At 70.6% G+C, this 16,078-nt stretch carries 17 protein-coding genes and 1 pseudogene; 12 read left to right on the plus strand and 6 right to left on the minus strand.

Annotated elements, in window-relative coordinates; translation table 11 throughout:
• Position 1: 1 nt before the first annotated feature.
• Positions 2 to 814 carry a class I SAM-dependent methyltransferase gene (locus tag ACWBNA_RS45780; RefSeq protein ID WP_482710549.1) on the minus strand — a complete coding sequence of 271 codons (813 nt, stop codon included), beginning with the start codon at positions 812 to 814 and terminating at the stop codon, positions 2 to 4.
• 376 nt (positions 815 to 1,190) lie between these two features.
• On the opposite strand from ACWBNA_RS45780, the gene rpsA reads away from it, so the two are divergent.
• From rpsA to ACWBNA_RS45800, 4 genes are all read left to right on the plus strand, one after another.
• Complete coding sequence (rpsA, locus tag ACWBNA_RS45785) at positions 1,191 to 2,702, plus strand: 30S ribosomal protein S1 (RefSeq protein WP_217235627.1); 1,512 nt, start codon at positions 1,191 to 1,193, stop codon at positions 2,700 to 2,702.
• A gap of 308 nt (positions 2,703 to 3,010) precedes the next feature.
• Entirely contained in the window at positions 3,011 to 3,949 is a 939-nt protein-coding gene (locus ACWBNA_RS45790) for a PAC2 family protein (protein ID WP_482710535.1), read from the plus strand.
• Positions 3,950 to 4,006: 57 nt separating this feature from the next.
• Positions 4,007 to 4,636, plus strand: coding sequence for a dephospho-CoA kinase (gene coaE / locus ACWBNA_RS45795; protein WP_482710536.1), 630 nt, complete (start codon positions 4,007 to 4,009; stop codon positions 4,634 to 4,636).
• A 49-nt stretch (positions 4,637 to 4,685) separates the two neighbouring features.
• Positions 4,686 to 5,066, plus strand: a complete 381-nt coding sequence (locus ACWBNA_RS45800) for a tetratricopeptide repeat protein (RefSeq protein ID WP_217235630.1) — start codon at positions 4,686 to 4,688, stop codon at positions 5,064 to 5,066.
• 159 nt (positions 5,067 to 5,225) lie between these two features.
• On the opposite strand, the gene ACWBNA_RS45805 is transcribed toward ACWBNA_RS45800, so the two are convergent.
• Positions 5,226 to 5,492: a DUF6343 family protein gene (locus ACWBNA_RS45805; protein ID WP_482710537.1), complete on the minus strand. Its 267-nt coding sequence runs from the start codon at positions 5,490 to 5,492 to the stop codon at positions 5,226 to 5,228.
• Positions 5,493 to 5,567: 75 nt separating this feature from the next.
• On the opposite strand from ACWBNA_RS45805, the gene ACWBNA_RS45810 reads away from it, so the two are divergent.
• From ACWBNA_RS45810 to ACWBNA_RS45820, 3 genes are all read left to right on the plus strand, one after another.
• Positions 5,568 to 6,467: an acyltransferase domain-containing protein gene (locus ACWBNA_RS45810; RefSeq protein WP_482710538.1), complete on the plus strand. Its 900-nt coding sequence runs from the start codon at positions 5,568 to 5,570 to the stop codon at positions 6,465 to 6,467.
• Between the two features lie 74 nt (positions 6,468 to 6,541).
• Positions 6,542 to 7,228 carry a class I SAM-dependent methyltransferase gene (locus ACWBNA_RS45815; protein WP_482710539.1) on the plus strand — a complete coding sequence of 229 codons (687 nt, stop codon included), beginning with the start codon at positions 6,542 to 6,544 and terminating at the stop codon, positions 7,226 to 7,228.
• Positions 7,229 to 7,320: 92 nt separating this feature from the next.
• Positions 7,321 to 7,806: a DoxX family protein gene (locus tag ACWBNA_RS45820; protein ID WP_482710540.1), complete on the plus strand. Its 486-nt coding sequence runs from the start codon at positions 7,321 to 7,323 to the stop codon at positions 7,804 to 7,806.
• A 128-nt stretch (positions 7,807 to 7,934) separates the two neighbouring features.
• Here the strand turns inward: ACWBNA_RS45820 and ACWBNA_RS45825 are convergent, their stop codons facing one another.
• Positions 7,935 to 8,543 (minus strand): RNA-binding S4 domain-containing protein, encoded by a 609-nt coding sequence (locus ACWBNA_RS45825; RefSeq protein ID WP_482710541.1) that lies wholly within the window; start codon positions 8,541 to 8,543, stop codon positions 7,935 to 7,937.
• Between the two features lie 139 nt (positions 8,544 to 8,682).
• Here ACWBNA_RS45825 and ACWBNA_RS45830 point away from each other — a divergent pair, with 139 nt between their 5' ends.
• Positions 8,683 to 9,561, plus strand: a complete 879-nt coding sequence (locus tag ACWBNA_RS45830; protein ID WP_482710542.1) for a uracil-DNA glycosylase — start codon at positions 8,683 to 8,685, stop codon at positions 9,559 to 9,561.
• 162 nt (positions 9,562 to 9,723) lie between these two features.
• Here ACWBNA_RS45830 and ACWBNA_RS45835 read toward each other — a convergent pair whose 3' ends face one another.
• Positions 9,724 to 10,392: a GntR family transcriptional regulator gene (locus ACWBNA_RS45835; protein WP_482710543.1), complete on the minus strand. Its 669-nt coding sequence runs from the start codon at positions 10,390 to 10,392 to the stop codon at positions 9,724 to 9,726.
• A 209-nt stretch (positions 10,393 to 10,601) separates the two neighbouring features.
• On the opposite strand from ACWBNA_RS45835, the gene ACWBNA_RS45840 reads away from it, so the two are divergent.
• On the plus strand, positions 10,602 to 12,080 hold the full coding sequence (locus ACWBNA_RS45840; RefSeq protein ID WP_482710544.1) for an NCS1 family nucleobase:cation symporter-1: 1,479 nt from the start codon (positions 10,602 to 10,604) through the stop codon (positions 12,078 to 12,080).
• Positions 12,081 to 12,085: 5 nt separating this feature from the next.
• Complete coding sequence (locus tag ACWBNA_RS45845; RefSeq protein ID WP_482710545.1) at positions 12,086 to 12,811, plus strand: aspartate/glutamate racemase family protein; 726 nt, start codon at positions 12,086 to 12,088, stop codon at positions 12,809 to 12,811.
• 28 nt (positions 12,812 to 12,839) lie between these two features.
• Here ACWBNA_RS45845 and ACWBNA_RS45850 read toward each other — a convergent pair whose 3' ends face one another.
• Positions 12,840 to 13,307, minus strand: a complete 468-nt coding sequence (locus tag ACWBNA_RS45850) for a GNAT family N-acetyltransferase (protein WP_482710546.1) — start codon at positions 13,305 to 13,307, stop codon at positions 12,840 to 12,842.
• Positions 13,304 to 13,726 carry a RidA family protein gene (locus ACWBNA_RS45855; protein ID WP_482710547.1) on the minus strand — a complete coding sequence of 141 codons (423 nt, stop codon included), beginning with the start codon at positions 13,724 to 13,726 and terminating at the stop codon, positions 13,304 to 13,306. The genes ACWBNA_RS45850 and ACWBNA_RS45855 overlap by 4 nt, the downstream gene beginning before the upstream one ends.
• A 546-nt stretch (positions 13,727 to 14,272) precedes the next feature.
• Here ACWBNA_RS45855 and ACWBNA_RS45860 point away from each other — a divergent pair.
• Both ACWBNA_RS45860 and ACWBNA_RS45865 read left to right on the plus strand, forming a co-directional pair.
• Positions 14,273 to 15,034 carry a nucleotidyltransferase domain-containing protein gene (locus ACWBNA_RS45860; RefSeq protein WP_482710548.1) on the plus strand — a complete coding sequence of 254 codons (762 nt, stop codon included), beginning with the start codon at positions 14,273 to 14,275 and terminating at the stop codon, positions 15,032 to 15,034.
• Positions 15,035 to 15,332: 298 nt separating this feature from the next.
• Positions 15,333 to 16,078: pseudogene (locus ACWBNA_RS45865) on the plus strand (FUSC family protein); the annotation flags it as partial.

Genomic DNA, 16,078 nt, shown 5'->3' on the forward strand with positions numbered 1-16,078 from the left:
CTCAGTCCCGCTCGCACACGAAGATCGCCGTACCCGGGATCAGGTTCCCCCGCAGCGGGGACCAGCCGCCCCACTCCGCGGTGTTCCAGGCCGGCCACTCCGGCTCGACCAGGTCCACCAGGCGGAATCCACCGGCCACCACGTCGCGCACCCGGTCGCCGATCGTCCGATGGTGCTCGACGTACACCGCGCTGCCGTCGTCGCCCTGCTCGACGTACGGCGTGCGGTCGAAGTAGGAGGCGGAGACCGACAGCCCCTCCGGGCCCGGCTCGTCCGGGAACGCCCAGCGGATCGGGTGCGTCACCGAGAACACGAAGCGGCCGCCCGGCCGCAGCACCCGGCGGACCTCCTTCAGGACCAGCACCGGGTCGGCGACGAAGGGCAGCGCGCCGTACGCCGAGCAGGCCAGGTCGAAGGAGCCGTCCGCGAAGGGGAGCGCGCCCGCGTCGGCGCAGACGAGGGGGAACGGCGCGCCGATGCGCAGCGCGTGCTGGAGCTGGCGGTGGGAGAGGTCCAGGGCGATCGGGCGGGCGCCCTGCGCGGCCAGCCACCGCGCGCACTGGGCCGCGCCGGCGCCGATCTCCAGGACGTCCTTGCCCTTCAGCTCCTCGGGCGGGCCGAGCAGCTCGGCCTCCACCTCGTCCAGGCCCTCGGGACTCCACACGAAGCGGTCGTCACCGAGGAACGTGCCGTGTTCGATCTGGTACTCGTCCGCGTTGCGGTCCCACCAGCCCCGGTTGGCTCGGGAACTCTCCGTGACACCGGCGGTGCGGCGGGTGGCCTCGGGCTCGGACGTCTCGGGCTCTTGGATGATCGGCTCCCTCGTACTAGTCTGCGGCCTCTTCCGTCCAACCTGACGCGGCGGACGTCACGCAGGGGACCTCATTGGGCCCGCGTGGCCTCGTGAGACAGGTTTTGTGCCGGGTATGCGGCGATCCGCCCCGGGTGTGCGCCTTCGCGCATTGACCCTGTCCGGCTGCCCCCGTATGCTACAAGTTGCGCTGCGGGCCTGCGCTCCTCAGACGTAGCAGGCTGCGCTCGCATCTGTTGCATGTCCCCTCGGTTGTCGAGGCGCCATCACCAGTTCCTGGTGAGGCGCTTCCTTGGCTGTCCGGCTTCTTCAGAGCGAAACAGGCTCCCGGCGTAAGCAGTACCTACGACTCACTGTCCGTACCGGAGCCCTTTCCCACATGACGAGCAGCACCGAGACCACCTCTACCACTCCGCAGGTAGCGGTCAACGACATCGGTAACGAGGAAGCTTTCCTCGCCGCGATCGACGAGACGATCAAGTACTTCAACGACGGCGACATCGTCGACGGCGTCATCGTGAAGGTCGACCGGGACGAGGTCCTGCTCGACATCGGTTACAAGACCGAAGGTGTGATTCCGAGCCGCGAGCTCTCGATCAAGCACGACGTCGACCCGAACGAGGTCGTCGCCGTCGGTGACGAGATCGAGGCCCTTGTTCTCCAGAAGGAGGACAAGGAAGGCCGCCTGATCCTCTCGAAGAAGCGCGCCCAGTACGAACGTGCCTGGGGCACCATCGAGAAGATCAAGGAAGAGGACGGGATCGTCACCGGTACCGTCATCGAGGTCGTCAAGGGTGGTCTCATCCTCGACATCGGCCTCCGTGGCTTCCTGCCGGCTTCCCTCGTCGAGATGCGCCGTGTCCGCGACCTCCAGCCCTACGTGGGCAAGGAGCTCGAGGCCAAGATCATTGAGCTGGACAAGAACCGCAACAACGTGGTCCTGTCCCGCCGTGCCTGGCTGGAGCAGACCCAGTCCGAGGTTCGCCAGACGTTCCTCACCACCCTGCAGAAGGGCCAGGTCCGTTCCGGCGTCGTCTCCTCGATCGTCAACTTCGGTGCCTTCGTGGACCTGGGTGGCGTCGACGGTCTGGTGCACGTCTCGGAGCTCTCCTGGAAGCACATCGACCACCCCTCCGAGGTTGTCGAGGTCGGCCAGGAAGTCACCGTCGAGGTCCTCGACGTCGACATGGACCGCGAGCGTGTCTCCCTGTCGCTGAAGGCGACGCAGGAAGACCCGTGGCAGCAGTTCGCCCGGACCCACCAGATCGGTCAGGTCGTGCCCGGCAAGGTCACGAAGCTGGTTCCGTTCGGTGCGTTCGTCCGCGTGGACGAGGGCATCGAGGGTCTGGTCCACATCTCCGAGCTGGCCGAGCGCCACGTGGAGATCCCGGAGCAGGTCGTCCAGGTCAACGACGAGATCTTCGTCAAGGTCATCGACATCGACCTCGAGCGTCGCCGGATCTCGCTGTCCCTGAAGCAGGCCAACGAGTCCTTCGGTTCCGACCCGGCCTCGGTCGAGTTCGACCCGACGCTGTACGGCATGGCCGCGTCGTACGACGACCAGGGCAACTACATCTACCCCGAGGGCTTCGACCCCGAGACCAACGACTGGCTCGAGGGTTACGAGACCCAGCGCGAGGCCTGGGAGCACCAGTACGCCGAGGCGCAGACGCGCTTCGAGCAGCACCAGGCTCAGGTCATCAAGTCCCGCGAGGCCGACGCCGCCGCTGCTGCCGAGGGTGGCGAAGCTGCCGCTCCGGCCGCGTCCGGTGGCGGCGGCGGTGGTGGTGGCGGTTCGTACTCCTCCGAGGGCCCGGACAACTCCGGTGCGCTGGCCTCGGACGAGGCGCTCGCCGCGCTGCGTGAGAAGCTGGCCGGCGGCCAGAGCTGATCACTGAGCAGTAGCTCTTGAACCAAGGGCCCGTACCCCCGTGGGGTGCGGGCCCTTGGTGTGTCGTCTGCGTGGCCCTTGCTGCGTCTGCGAGTTGCTCACCAAAGCCTCGAACAAGCGGGCGCCGCAGGTGAGTTGACGGCCCGCCACGCGCACGTCCTGCCGTCGTGGATCCCGGACCGCAAACCCGGTGACACCTGCAGCGGTGCAGGAAAAGGCCGTAAGAGGTGCCTGATCAGGGGCGTGGACGGGAATGCCCACGCTCTGCACCGCGTTGTGCAGTACGAACACGAGGAGGAGCGGTCACAGTGCTTGATCCGCAGGGTTTGTACGCATGGGAGCCGAAGGGCCTCGCCGTGGTCGACATGGCGCTCGCCCAGGAGTCGGCCGGCCTTGTCATGCTCTACCACTTCGACGGATACATCGACGCGGGTGAGACCGGCGACCAGATCGCCGACCGGATCCTCGACTCGCTGCCGCACCAGGTCGTCGCCCGCTTCGACCACGACCGGCTGGTGGACTACCGTGCCCGCCGCCCGTTGCTGACGTTCAAGCGCGACCGCTGGGTCGAGTACGAGGAGCCCACCATCGAGGTGCGCCTCGTCCAGGACGCCACCGGAGCGCCCTTCCTGCTGCTGTCCGGCCCCGAGCCGGACGTGGAGTGGGAACGCTTCGCCGCGGCCGTCCAGCAGATCGTGGAGCGCCTCGGCGTGCGCCTGTCGGTGAACTTCCACGGCATCCCCATGGGCGTGCCGCACACCCGCCCGGTGGGCCTCACCCCGCACGGCAACCGCAACGACCTCGTCCCGGGCCATCGCAGCCCCTTCGACGAGGCACAGGTACCCGGCAGCGCCGAGGCCCTGGTCGAATATCGCCTCATGGAGGCCGGACACGACGTCCTGGGCGTCGCCGCGCACGTGCCGCACTACATCGCCCGCTCCCCCTACCCGGACGCGGCGCTGACCGTTCTGGAGGCCATCACGGCGGCGACCGGGCTGGTCCTGCCCGGCATCGCCCACGCCCTGCGCACGGACGCCCACCGCACGCAGACCGAGATCGACCGCCAGATCCAGGAGGGCGACGAGGACCTCGTCGCCCTCGTCCAGGGCCTGGAGCATCAGTACGACGCCGCCGCGGGAGCCGAGACCCGAGGCAACATGCTCGCCGAGCCGGCCGACATCCCGTCGGCGGACGAGATCGGCCTCGAGTTCGAACGCTTCCTGGCGGAGCGGGAGGGCGAGGGCTGAGGCCCGTCCTGGCTCCCGCCGGGTGCGTTGTCGGTGCCAGGCCCTAAGCTTCGGCTCATGCTGAAGGTGGGCCTGACCGGCGGCATCGGTGCCGGTAAGAGTGAGGTGTCGCGGCAGCTCGTCGCGTGCGGTGCCGTGCTGGTCGACGCGGACCGGATCGCGCGCGAGGTCGTCGCGCCGGGGACGTCCGGGCTCGCCGCGGTCGTCGACGCCTTCGGCGAGGAGGTGCTCACCGCCGACGGCGCCCTGGACCGGCCCAAGCTGGGGTCGATCGTCTTCGCGGACCCCGAGAAGCTCGCCGTCCTGAACGCGATCGTGCACCCCTTGGTGGGCGCCCGCTCCCACGAGCTCGAGTCCGCCGCCGCCGAGGACGCCGTGGTCGTCCATGACGTCCCGCTCCTCACGGAGAACGGCCTCGCCCCGCTGTACGACGTCGTGGTCGTCGTCGACGCCGCCCCCGAGACCCAGCTCGACCGGCTCGTCAGGCTGCGCGGAATGACCGAGGCGGACGCACGCGCGCGCATGGCCGCCCAGGCGACGCGCGAGAAGCGCCTGGAGATCGCGGACATCGTCATCGACAACGACGTACCGCTGCCCGATCTGGAGCGGCGCGTGAAAAACGTATGGGCCGATCTCGTGCGCAGAGCGCACACGCGCGGGGCCGAGCCCCAGCCGCCCCAGGAATAGCGGCCCCCGTCCGGGCGTTGAACGCTTCGAGTGAGGGAAGGACTGTGCCGTGCCCGAGACCAGCGGTTCGACCGGACGTACTCCGGAGACGCACGTCATCGACTTCCGCGCCGCCGAGCAGTTGCTCGCCGCGCGGGACCCGCGGGGCGCGGTGAAACTGCTCGACTCGGTCATCGCCGTGCACCCGGAGAACACCGCCGCCCGGCTGCTGCGTGCCCGTGCCTTCTTCGCGGCCGCGCAACTGCGGCCCGCCGAGCTGGAGTTCACCATCGTCCTGGAGCGTGAGCCGGACAACGCGTTCGCGCACTTCGCGCTCGCCCGGACCTACGAGCGCCTGGCCCGTCCCGACCAGGCCAGGCGGCACTTCCGCCTGGCGGCGGCGCTGGACCCGAACCCGCAGTACCTTCAGGCGGCACGCTTCGAGTCGTGACGGCCGCGGCCCGGGGCCGGGGGTCGTCCGCGGTCGGGTCCGCGTTGCGGTCCAGGGCCGACGGCCGTCCGGGGCGACGGTCGGACGGCGGGGTTGAGGGCGGCGGCGGGTCCAGGTCGACGGCGCGCTGCGGATCTGGGGCGGCGGCGTGCGGCGGGTCTAGGTTCTGCGGTCGTCCGGCGGCCGGTAGGGCGGGATGTCGGGGCCCGGCTGGTAGTGCGGGCCCTGTCGGATGTGCCTGAGGATCATCGCCATGTCGACGGTGATCACCAGCCACAGCACGCCACAGGCGATCGCCCACCCGGGCCGCCCCGCGAGCGCGAAGGCGACGGTGCCGAAGACGGCCCACACCAGTCCCCACGCGGTCAGCCAGAAACGGAACCGCAGCGCACTGCGCGCTGTCGTCGGTTCACTACCAGTACGCATCCGGATCACCACTCCTCTTCGCAACGTACTCTTCGTGGCGGACGTTCACCACAGGGCCCGACCCGAGGGGGCAGCGTGCTTCCGGATGCCGATGAGCTGGCCGAGGTGCTGCTGGACCTCGCCGTACCGCACGAAGACGTCAACGAACTCGTCCGCATGCGCCGACGGGTCACGGACGACCCGGAGCTGCTGCGACTGCTGGAGGCGTCGGTCGAGGAACTGGTCCGAGGGATGGGCGAGGCCCACGGCGCGGTCGACCTGCTCGAACTCGACTGGGCGTCGGGCCCCCTGCAGCGGTGTTTCCCTGTGTACGTGTTCGTCGCGGTGCTGCCGCACACCCGTGCCTACCACCGCGAGCGAGGTGTCCCGGCCGACGTCTCCCGGCGCACCCTCGCCGACCTCGGGCGGAGCATGGCCATGCACCGCAGGCGCCACGGCACCACGGGTGTGCAGGACTCGCGGTGGCTCACCCGCCACTTCCGCGGCGAGCTCTACCAGCTGGGCCGACTGCAGTTCGAGCGGGCGCGGCACGGCGAGCGGACCGGGCGGGCGCTCGCGGCGGCCGGGCTGGACGTGGCCCCCGGCACGCCCTGTCTGAACCTCCACATCCCCGACTTCCTCGGCCCGCTGTCACCGGCCGCCTGCGATCGCTCGCTGGCGCTGGCCGGCGAGTTCTTCGCCCGGTACTTCCCCGAGGAGAAGTACCGGGCCGCGCTCTGTCACTCCTGGCTGCTGGACCCGCAGTTGAAGCGGTACCTGTCGGCCGACTCCCGCATCGTCCGGTTCCAGGAACGCTTCCGGGTCGCCCGCGAGGACACGGAACCGGCGGACAGCGAGCCGGTGCGGTTCGTGTTCGGGGATCCGGAGCTGGACGTGGACGCTCTGCCGCGGCGTACCTCGCTGGAGCGGGCGGTGGGGGACCATCTGCGGGCCGGGCGCCACTGGTACATCGGCCACGGCTGGATCCCGCTGTAACTCGAACGGGTGAACCCATGTCGGGTGGGAACGGGCGTGCGGACGCGGCCCGTTGGACGGGCATGGAGCTGAAAATGCGAGCGGGACATCAGGGGACGGGACCAGGGGCCATCACCCCGGACGGCTGTGCGGTCGAGCTCTACTCGCGACTGCCGGTGGGGGACGCGCCGGACGTCATCAGCGCTGCCGTGCCGACGGGAGCGCGCATCCTGGAACTGGGCTGCGGCGTGGGGCGCATGACCCATCCGCTGGTGGAGCGGGGATTCACGGTCACGGCGGTCGACGAGTCCGCGGAGATGCTGGAGCGCGTCCGCGGAGCACGCACGATACGCAGCACGATCGAGGACCTCGACCTGGACGAGCGATTCGACGTGGTGATGCTCGCGTCGTTCCTCGTGCACACCGGCGACCCCGAGGAGCGCCAGGCGCTGCTGCGCACCTGCGCACGGCACGTCGCGCAGGACGGCTGCGTGCTGCTCCAGCGCGAGGGCGAGGACTACCACACCAACGTGCCGCGCCAGCGGCTCGACCCCAGCGGCTTCACACTGCGCATCGTGTCCTCGGAACCGGTCGGGGACGGCGTGAACTCGGTGCGTGCGGAGTACGAGTTCCCGGACGCGACCTGGACCCAGACGTTCCTGGCACGGCCGCTGACGAAGAGGCAGTTCGAGGATGCGCTGGCACAGGCCGGTCTCGGGGTGGACACATACCTGACGGAGGACGGGATCTGGGTGCGGGCGGTACCAGCGGCCCAAGGCTAGGGAGACAAGTCGCGCGGGAGCGATGAGTTCCGGGGCGGGAGCCGGTCTACCTCTGTGAAAACGCCACGGACCGCTTCACACAGGAGACCCCGATGTCCGAGAGCACCGTTCCCGTCACCGCCGCCACCTCTGCTGCCGCCTCCGCCGGGGCGTCGAATCCCGTCGCCGCCGAGTCCGCGACCCCTCGCGGCCGCCGTGCGCGGATCGCCCTGCGGGGCCTCCAGGTGTTCCTGGCGCTCTTCTACGTGATCGCGAGCGCGCTCCCCAAGCTGATCGCGCACCCCTCGGCCGTCGAGGGATTCGACGAGATGGGGTGGGGAAGCGCGGGGATGTACACCATTGGCGTCCTCGAACTCGCCGGCGGGGTAGCGCTGTTGATCCCGGTGTTGCAGTCGGTGGCGGCCATGGCGCTGAGCGGGCTGATGGTGGGGGCGTTCGTCGTCACGCTCACCTACTTCAACGGGGAGAACGCGGCGACACCGCTCATCCTGATCGTGCCGCTCGCCCTCATCGCCTGGGCCCGGCGTGGTCACAACGAGCAACTGCTGCGGCTGCTGCGGGTGCGACGACAGGCGTGAGGGTGTGCGTCGTGCCGCGCCGGTGACGGTGGTGGTGTCCGGGTCGGTCGCCCCGGGCGCCACTGCCGTCACCGGCCTGTCGGTGCGGTCAGTGGTCTGTGTCGGTGCGGTCAGTGGTCCTCCCGCGGTCAGTGGTCCTCGGGGGGACCTCCCGGCAGTCCGCGCAGGCGTTCCAGCTCACGGCGGTCGCGCTTGGTCGGGCGGCCCGCGCCGCGGTCGCGGATGCCGGCGGGGGCGATGGCCTGGCGGGGCGGGGGCGGAGGACTGTTGTCGACGTAGCACTGGGTGGCCACGGGGGCGCCCACGCGCTTGCGGATCAGACGCTTGACCACGACGACCCGCTCCCAGCCCTCCTGCCGTACACGCACCTCGTCGCCGATTTTCACGGAGTACGCGGGCTTCACGCGCTCGCCGTTCACCCGGATGTGCCCACCCCGGCAGGCGGTGGCCGCCATGGAACGCGTCTTGACCAGCCGGACCGACCAGATCCAGCTGTCGAGGCGCACACTCTCGCCGCTTTGCGGACCGGCCGCCTCGGCGGCGGCCACCGCCGCTGCGATCTTGGGATCCGTCTCGTCGGAAGCCGTGCCCTTGGGGTCCACGTCGCTCGGGCCGGGCTTCCGGCCGGCCGTACCTTCGGCGTCGGGTCCACCTGTGCCGGATCGGCCGGACCCGGCGGAACCGTCGGCCTTGTTCGTCCGGCCCGTCCTGTCGTCGTCCGTGTGCTCAGCAGCCATGTCCTCGACTTTAGTGCCCTGTGCCGGGCGGGGCGGACGGGTTTTCCCGGCCGGCTCGCTACAGGGGGGCAGGGGGTTCGGGCGGTTGCCGAGGGCAGGGCTTGCCCACGGTTTCAGTACCGTTCCGTACGGTGGAGGGATGGACATCAGCGGGCTCTCCGGTCACGCCGGTCTCGTCGGCCTTGATGAGCGGATCGCGGGCTGTCGGGCCTGTCCGCGGCTGGTCGAGTGGCGCGAGGAGGTGGCCCGCACCAAGCGCGCCGCGTTCGCCGACTGGACGTACTGGGGCCGGCCGGTGCCCGGCTTCGGGCCGCCGGACGCCCGACTGCTGATCGTCGGCCTCGCCCCGGCGGCGCACGGCGGCAACCGCACGGGCCGGATGTTCACCGGCGACCGCTCCGGGGACGTCCTGTACGCGGCCCTGCACGACGTGGGGCTCGCCTCGCAGCCCACCTCGGTCTCGGCCGACGACGGCCTGGAACTGCACGGCGTGCGCGTCACCTCGCCGGTGCACTGCGCCCCGCCCGCCAACAAACCCACCCCCGAGGAGCGGGACACCTGCCGGCCCTGGCTCGTGCAGGAGCTGAACCTGCTGCGGCCGACGCTGCGGGCCGTGGTCGTCCTCGGCGCCTTCGGCTGGCAGGCCGCGCTGCCCGCGTTCACGGCGGCGGGCTGGCCGGTGCCCCGACCGCGGCCGCCCTTCGCCCACGGCACCCACGTGTCGCTCGACGGCCTCGAACTCTTCGGCTGCTTCCACGTCAGTCAGCGCAACACCTTCACCGGCCGCCTCACACCCGTGATGCTGCGGGACGTNGCGTTCACGGCGGCGGGCTGGCCGGTGCCCCGACCGCGGCCGCCCTTCGCCCACGGCACCCACGTGTCGCTCGACGGCCTCGAACTCTTCGGCTGCTTCCACGTCAGTCAGCGCAACACCTTCACCGGCCGCCTCACACCCGTGATGCTGCGGGACGTGCTGCGCACGGCGGCGAAGGCGGCTGGGCTGCAGGCGGAGTCGTAGGAGGATCGGGGGCGAGCCGGTGCCGCACGGCGTGGCGGGTTCCGACTGCACGGCGTACGGCCGGCGGCTGTTCGACCCGGTGGGCCTCTTTCGCGAACCGGATCGTGCTGCTCGACCAGTACGCGGCCGTGGAGCGGTTCGCGGCCCTGAGCCGGGCGCCCGCTAGCGGAGTTCCGCCCCGTCCTCGAACAACTGCCGTACCGTCGAGCGGTAGTTGGTCCGCACGTGGGCGAGGGCGTGCGCTCGGGCCCGCTCCGGGTCGCCGGAGGCGATGGCCTCGTACAACTCGCGGTGTTCCACGAGGAGTTGGGGCCACTCCTCGTTGCGTCGGGTCATCCAGCGCAGGCGGCCGGCGACCGGCTCCAGGGCGTCGATCAGCAGACTGTTGTCCGCCATCGCCACGATGCGGTCGTGGAGACGGCTGTTGATGTCGGTGATGACCTCGGCGTCGCCCGCCTCGGTCGCGGCGGCCGCGAGGTCGAGGAGCGCCTGCACCTCTGCGAGGTCCTCGGGAGTCGCGCGGGCCGCGGCGAGTCCGGCCGCGTACACCTCCAGCGCCTCGCGCAGTTCGAAGAGCTCCTTGACGTCGTTCGGGGTGAGACGGCGTACGACCGCGCGGCGCGGCGTCTCGAAGTGGACGAATCCCTCGGTGACCAGGGCTCGGATCGCCTCGCGGACCGGTACCCGGGAGACCCCGAAGCGCTCGGCCAGCTCGCGCTCGACGAGCCGGTCGCCGGGGCGGAGACCGCCCGCGATGATCTCCTGCCGCAGCGTGGCGAGGACGCGCTCGCGCACCGCGCCGAGGGGTTCGATCTTCGTCGTGGAGCTCATGGGCCCATCCTCGCTGACTCCGGAGGTGTTTTACGGAGCGTTAACGGGAGCGACATCGGTCGGAACGGTTGACGGGAGGACCATGACGGCAGTTTGGTATACCAAACGCACCCCAGCGTCCGGAACCAAGCGAACCGGAACCAAGCGAACCGGAACCAAGCGACCGGAAAGCAGTCCTCCTCCGTCCCCCGGCTCCTCATGGAGGTCCCGTGTCCCTCGCCGACCGTGCCGAAGTCACCGGCACAGCAGTGTTCGTCCCCGACCCCCGGCTCACCAACGAAGACCTCGCGCCCGCCGGCAAGCGCAACTGGAAGGTCTTCGACCTCTTCGCCATGTGGATGTCGGACGTCCACAACCTCGGCAACTACACGTTCGCCGCCGGCCTGCTCTTCCTCGGCATGAACGTCTGGCAGATCTTCACGTCCCTGCTCGTCGGCTTCGTGATCATCTACATCGGGATGAACATGATGGGCCGCATCGGGCAGCGCACCGGCGTCCCCTTCCCGGTCGTCAGCCGTATCGCCTTCGGCGTCTGGGGCGCCAACATCCCCGCCCTGATCAGGGCCGTCATCGCCATCATGTGGTACGGCATCCAGACCTACCTCGCCTCCGTCGCCGTCAACGTGATGCTGCTGGCGGCCTGGCCCGGCCTGGAGTCCTGGACGCACAACTCGTTCCTCGGACTCGACGCGCTCGGCTGGGTGTCGTTCGTGGCGCTGTGGCTGGTCCAGGCGGCGATCATGAGCCAGGGCATGGAATCCATCCGGAAGTTCCAGGACTTCTGCGGCCCGGCCATCTGGGTCGTGATGATCGCGCTGGCCGTCTGGATCCTGGCCAAGGCGGGCTGGACCATCTCGCTCACCAGCACCCCGCACCCGGTCTCCGTCGGCGAGCAGTGGCGCCAGTGGTTCGGCGCGGTCGGCCTGATCCTCGCCACCTACGGCACGCTGATGCTCAACTTCTGCGACTTCTCCCGCTTCGCACCCGACTACAAGACGGTCCGGCGCGGCAACTTCTGGGGACTGCCGGTCAACTCGACGGCCTTCGTGATCGTGTCGGTCATCGTCACGGCCGGCGCGTACGAGGTGTTCGGCAAGGAGATCACCGACCCCGCCTACCTCGTCGCCGAGATCGGCAACACCTGGATACTGGTGCTGGGCGCGCTGACGTTCGCCATCGCCACGATGGGCGTCAACATCGTCGCCAACTTCGTCTCACCGGCGTACGACCTGGCCAACGTCTGGCCGCAGAAGATCACCTTCAGGATCGGCGGCATGATCAGCACGGTGGTGGCGCTGCTGGTGACCCCGTGGAACCTCTTCTCCAACCCCACGGTCGTCAACTACTTCCTCGGCGGACTCGGCGCCTTCCTCGGCCCGCTGTTCGGCGTGATCATGGTCGACTACTACTGGGTCAAGCGCGGCCGCATCGACGTGGACGAACTGTTCAACGCCCGGCCCGGCTCCCGCTACCACTACCGCCACGGCGTCAACCCCAAGGCGCTGTGGGCCTTCCTGCCCTCGGCGGCGGTCGCGGCGGTACTCGCACTGGTGAAGACGTTCAGCGACGTGGCCCCGTACTCCTGGTTCATCGGCACGGCGCTGGCCGCCGGACTGTACGTGATGCTGTGCCGCGCCGAGCGCGCCGCCGATGCCCAGGTCATGGCCCACAAGCCCGTGGAGGTCTGAGAAACGTGCGAATCGTCGTCACCAACTGCAACACCACGCAGGAGATGACCGAGGAGATCGTACGAGGTGCCCGGGCCGCGGCAGGCCCGGGCACCACCGTGACCGGGCTGACCCCCGCGTGGGGCCCCGAGTCCGCGGAGGGCTGGCTCGACAGCTACCTCTCGGCCGCGGCGGTCATCGACCTGCTGCGCACGTACGACGGCCCGCCGTACGACGCCGTGGTGATGGCCGGTTTCGGGGAACACGGGCGGGAGGGCGTGCGGGAACTGGTGGACGTGCCGGTCGTCGACATCACCGAGGCCGCGGCCCATCTGGCCTGCCTGCTGGGACGCCGGTACGGGGTCGTCACCACGCTGGAACGCTCGTGCGGCCAGATCGAGGACAGCCTGGAGCTGGCGGGCGTGGGCCGCAACTGCGCCGCCGTCGTCGGTACGGGCCTCAGCGTCCTGGACCTAGGGGACGGCGACCCGGAGCGCACCGAGGCGGCGTTCCTCGTGGCCGCCGAGCAGGTCTGTCGGGCCGGTGCCGAGGTGCTGGTGCTGGGCTGTGCCGGGATGACGGGGTTGCAGCGCACGGTGGGGGAGAAGCTCGGGCTTCCGGTGGTCGACGGGGTCGCTGCGGCGGTGAAGCTGGCGGAGTCGCTGGTGACGCTGGGGCTGACGACGAGCCGGGCGGGGAGCTATGCCAAGCCGGTGCCGAAGAAGCGGGTGTGGGGGCGGCCGACGCAGTGATCCGGGCGGGCGGGACAGAGGAAGCCGTTCACGGACGCCACTCGTAGCGCACATCCGGCTCGCGCTCCTCGTTGCCGCTGCCGTCCGTGAACTCGACGGCGACGAAGCCGTGTCTCTCGTAGAACCGGTGAGCGGGCTTGTTGACCTGGAAGGTCCACAGGCTCAGTCCCGCCGGACTGCGCTCCTTGGCGAGACCCACGAAGCGGTCACCGAGGCCGCGTCCACGCCAGTCGGGGTCGAGGTAGAGCTGGGACAGCAGGTGGCCGTCGAGCACCATCACCCCCACGGTTCCGCCCCCGTCCGCCGCCTCGGCGACCCATGTCTCCCGCAGCGGCACCACGACCTGACGGAAGTAGGCGCGGACCTCGTCGTCGGAGCGGGGGCGGACGACCGTCGGCAGAACGGCGGCGAAGGAACGCAGCCAGACGTCGGCTGCGGAGGCCGCGTCCGGAGCGGCGGCGCGACGCAGGCCGACGACAACTTCGGGACGGTTCACAGTCGTACGTCCTCCTTCTTGTCCGGGACCGCGGCGGTCGCCGTGATCTCCACCAGCTGCCCGGTGTATCCGAGGCAGGCCACTCCGAGGAGGGTCGACGCATGCGGACCGGCACTCAGCCCGGACGCCTCGACGACCTCCCAGACGGCGGAGAGCACCGCGGGTTCACCGCTCACGACGTACACGTCGGTTGCCAGCACGTGTTCCAAGTCGCTTCCGACAGCGCGAAGTTGCTCACCGAGATTCGCGATCACCTGCTCGGCCTGCCGCACCGGATCTCCCGCACCGACCAGCTCCCCCTCGGCGTCGAGCGGCACCGACCCGGCGAGAAAGGCGACCTTCGTGCCGGCCTCCACGACCGAGGCGTGGGAATAGGTGGGCGGTGGGAACAGGGCGGGGGAGGTGACGCGCTGGATCATGACGCTCCTGGGTCGATCGCCGACAACTCGCCGATCATCCGGGCGTCCGGCCGCGCCCGCATCCGAATTTCCCGGCGGCCGGCCCCGGCTGCTCCCCACCCACGGCCGCACGACGTCTCGCGGCTGCCCACCGGCTCGCTGATGCGCCTCGCTCCGCTCGGCCGCCTCGACCCGCTCCAGGCGGTACAGCCGGACCTGCGGCGCGCCCCTGACCCGCGGGTCGACACTGAGCCGGTCCGGCGCCCCGAGCAGCCGGTGCACCAACCCGCCGGTCCATCCCCGCAAACGCAGCCCGGCCAACGAGACGTACCGCCGCCCGTCCTCCTCGTGCGTCCCGCAGTCCACCGTCGTTACCTCCCCCGTGCCGCCCGACAGCCCCTCGCCCGTGGCCTCTCGTGACGCTCTGTGATGGCGACCTCCATTGAAGCGGACCGCACTGACAATGGCCGTTAGAGGTGGCGGCGACGGGCTGGTGAAGGCCCCGTACGCGGCCAATGGCTGGCTTATCGCGTGGAGATGCGGGGCACGGCTCCGTACGCTGCGGCCATGCCCTCTCTCCCCGACCCCGCCTTCCTGGACGTCGTCGCCGACCGCCTCGCGACTCTGCCCGCCGTCCAAGCGGTGGCCCTCGGCGGTTCCCGAGCCCAGGGCACCCACAAGCCCGACAGCGACTGGGACTTGGCCGTCTACTACCGGGGCCGGTTCGACCCGGCCGACCTGCGTGCATGCGGTTGGGAGGGCGAGGTTTCCGAGGTCGGCGGCTGGGGCGGTGGCGTGTTCAACGGGGGTGCGTGGCTGTCGATCGACGGGCGGCGTGTGGATGTGCACTATCGCGATCTCGACGTGGTGGAGCACGAGTGGGCGCAGGCGGAGGAGGGGCGGTTCCGGGTGGAGCCGCTGCTGTTCCATCTGGCGGGGATTCCGAGCTATCTCGTCGTGGCGGAGCTGGCGATCAACCGGGTACTGCGTGGTGAACTCCCGCGCCCGGCCGTCTATCCGGACAAGCTCCGGACCTCCGCCGCCGAACGCTGGCGCGGCACCGCTCTCGCCACCCTCGGGTACGCCGAGGCCAACCACGCCCCGGCGGGCCGGCTCGCGGAGGTGGCCGGCGCGATCGCCACGGCCGCCGTGCAGGCCGGGCACGGCGTGCTGGCCGGGCGGGGGGAGTGGGTGACGAACGAGAAGCGGTTGCTGGAGCGGGCCGGATTGCGGGGCGTCGACGAGATTCTCGGACGGTTGCGTCCCGAGCCGGACGCGCTGGGCGCGGCTGTTGCCGACGCGGAAAGGCTCCTCATCTCGGGGGCGTAGCTGAGGCCCAGCCACGCAGTCATGGGCCCCCCGACGCGGCGGCAGACATTTCGCTCATGACGACCGGAATCATCGCGTTCATGACGACAGGCATGGCGTTCATGACACCAGGCCTCGCATTCATGACGACAGGGATTGCGTTCATAAAGAACACGCCTCTCCTGCCAACCGTCACATCCCCGAAATACGAGCGTTCCATCCCCTCCAAGGACGCGATCTACCGTGGACAGCACAGTCCACAGCCCGGCCACCGTCGCCCGAAGGCACACCCCCGCCTCGCACAGACGACAGGAGCCCCGTGTCTCGCCCCGCCGCTCTGCCCCTTCCGCCCTGGCTCGCCCACGCTCTTCGCGCTCAGCGGGGGCCCGTGCCCTGGAGCGCGGTCGTGCGCGGAGCGCTGGCATCCGGGCCCTTGCTGCTCGCGGCGGTGCTCGCCGGACGGGCCTCCCTCGGAGTGGTCGCTGCCATCGCCGCGATGCTGGCCGGGATCAACGACCGGCCGGGCAGCCGGCGGGCCTCGGTGAGACGGCTGGGGGTGCCCGCTCTCGCGGGGGCCGCGGGTCTGCTCGTCGGGACGCAGGCCGGGGAACATGTCGGCGCCGTCACGCTGACTGTGCTGCTCACGCTTGTCGGGCTGGTCGCCGGGAGCGTCAGCGCCATAGGGCCCGTCGCCTCCGCGGCCGGGACGCAGCTGCTCGTCGCCTCCGCCATCGGGGCCGGGATGCCGGTGCCCGAGGAGGGGTGGCTGCGGGCGCTCGCCTACCTCGCGGGTGCGGGGTGGCTGATCGGACTGCGCCTCGTTCTTCCGACGCCCGGTGCGCTCGCCGGTGACTTCCGGTTCGACGGCGAGCGGGAGGCCGTCGCGGCCGTGTACGACGCCGTGGGGGAGCTTCTCGACGCCGCGGGCACCGCGGACGCCGGCCCGCGGCGGGCCGCCCTGACCGCCGCGCTCGACCACGCGCAGGACGCCCTCGCCGGTCCCCGGCTGCGGCGGTACGCCAGTTCCGCGGCCGAGCGGCGGCTGCACGCGCAGTACGCCGCCGC

The sequence above is a fragment of the Streptomyces sp. Q2 genome, from assembly GCF_056820935.1.

Coding starts and splice junctions, on each gene's coding strand:
- rpsA (WP_217235627.1), top strand. CDS start 1,191: ATGACGAGCAGCACCGAGACCACCTCTACCACTCCGCAGGTAGCGGTC.
- coaE (WP_482710536.1), top strand. CDS start 4,007: ATGCTGAAGGTGGGCCTGACCGGCGGCATCGGTGCCGGTAAGAGTGAG.
- ACWBNA_RS45805 (WP_482710537.1), bottom strand. CDS start 5,492: ATGCGTACTGGTAGTGAACCGACGACAGCGCGCAGTGCGCTGCGGTTC.
- ACWBNA_RS45815 (WP_482710539.1), top strand. CDS start 6,542: ATGCGAGCGGGACATCAGGGGACGGGACCAGGGGCCATCACCCCGGAC.
- ACWBNA_RS45820 (WP_482710540.1), top strand. CDS start 7,321: ATGTCCGAGAGCACCGTTCCCGTCACCGCCGCCACCTCTGCTGCCGCC.
- ACWBNA_RS45825 (WP_482710541.1), bottom strand. CDS start 8,543: ATGGCTGCTGAGCACACGGACGACGACAGGACGGGCCGGACGAACAAG.
- ACWBNA_RS45835 (WP_482710543.1), bottom strand. CDS start 10,392: ATGAGCTCCACGACGAAGATCGAACCCCTCGGCGCGGTGCGCGAGCGC.
- ACWBNA_RS45855 (WP_482710547.1), bottom strand. CDS start 13,726: ATGATCCAGCGCGTCACCTCCCCCGCCCTGTTCCCACCGCCCACCTAT.
- ACWBNA_RS45860 (WP_482710548.1), top strand. CDS start 14,273: ATGCCCTCTCTCCCCGACCCCGCCTTCCTGGACGTCGTCGCCGACCGC.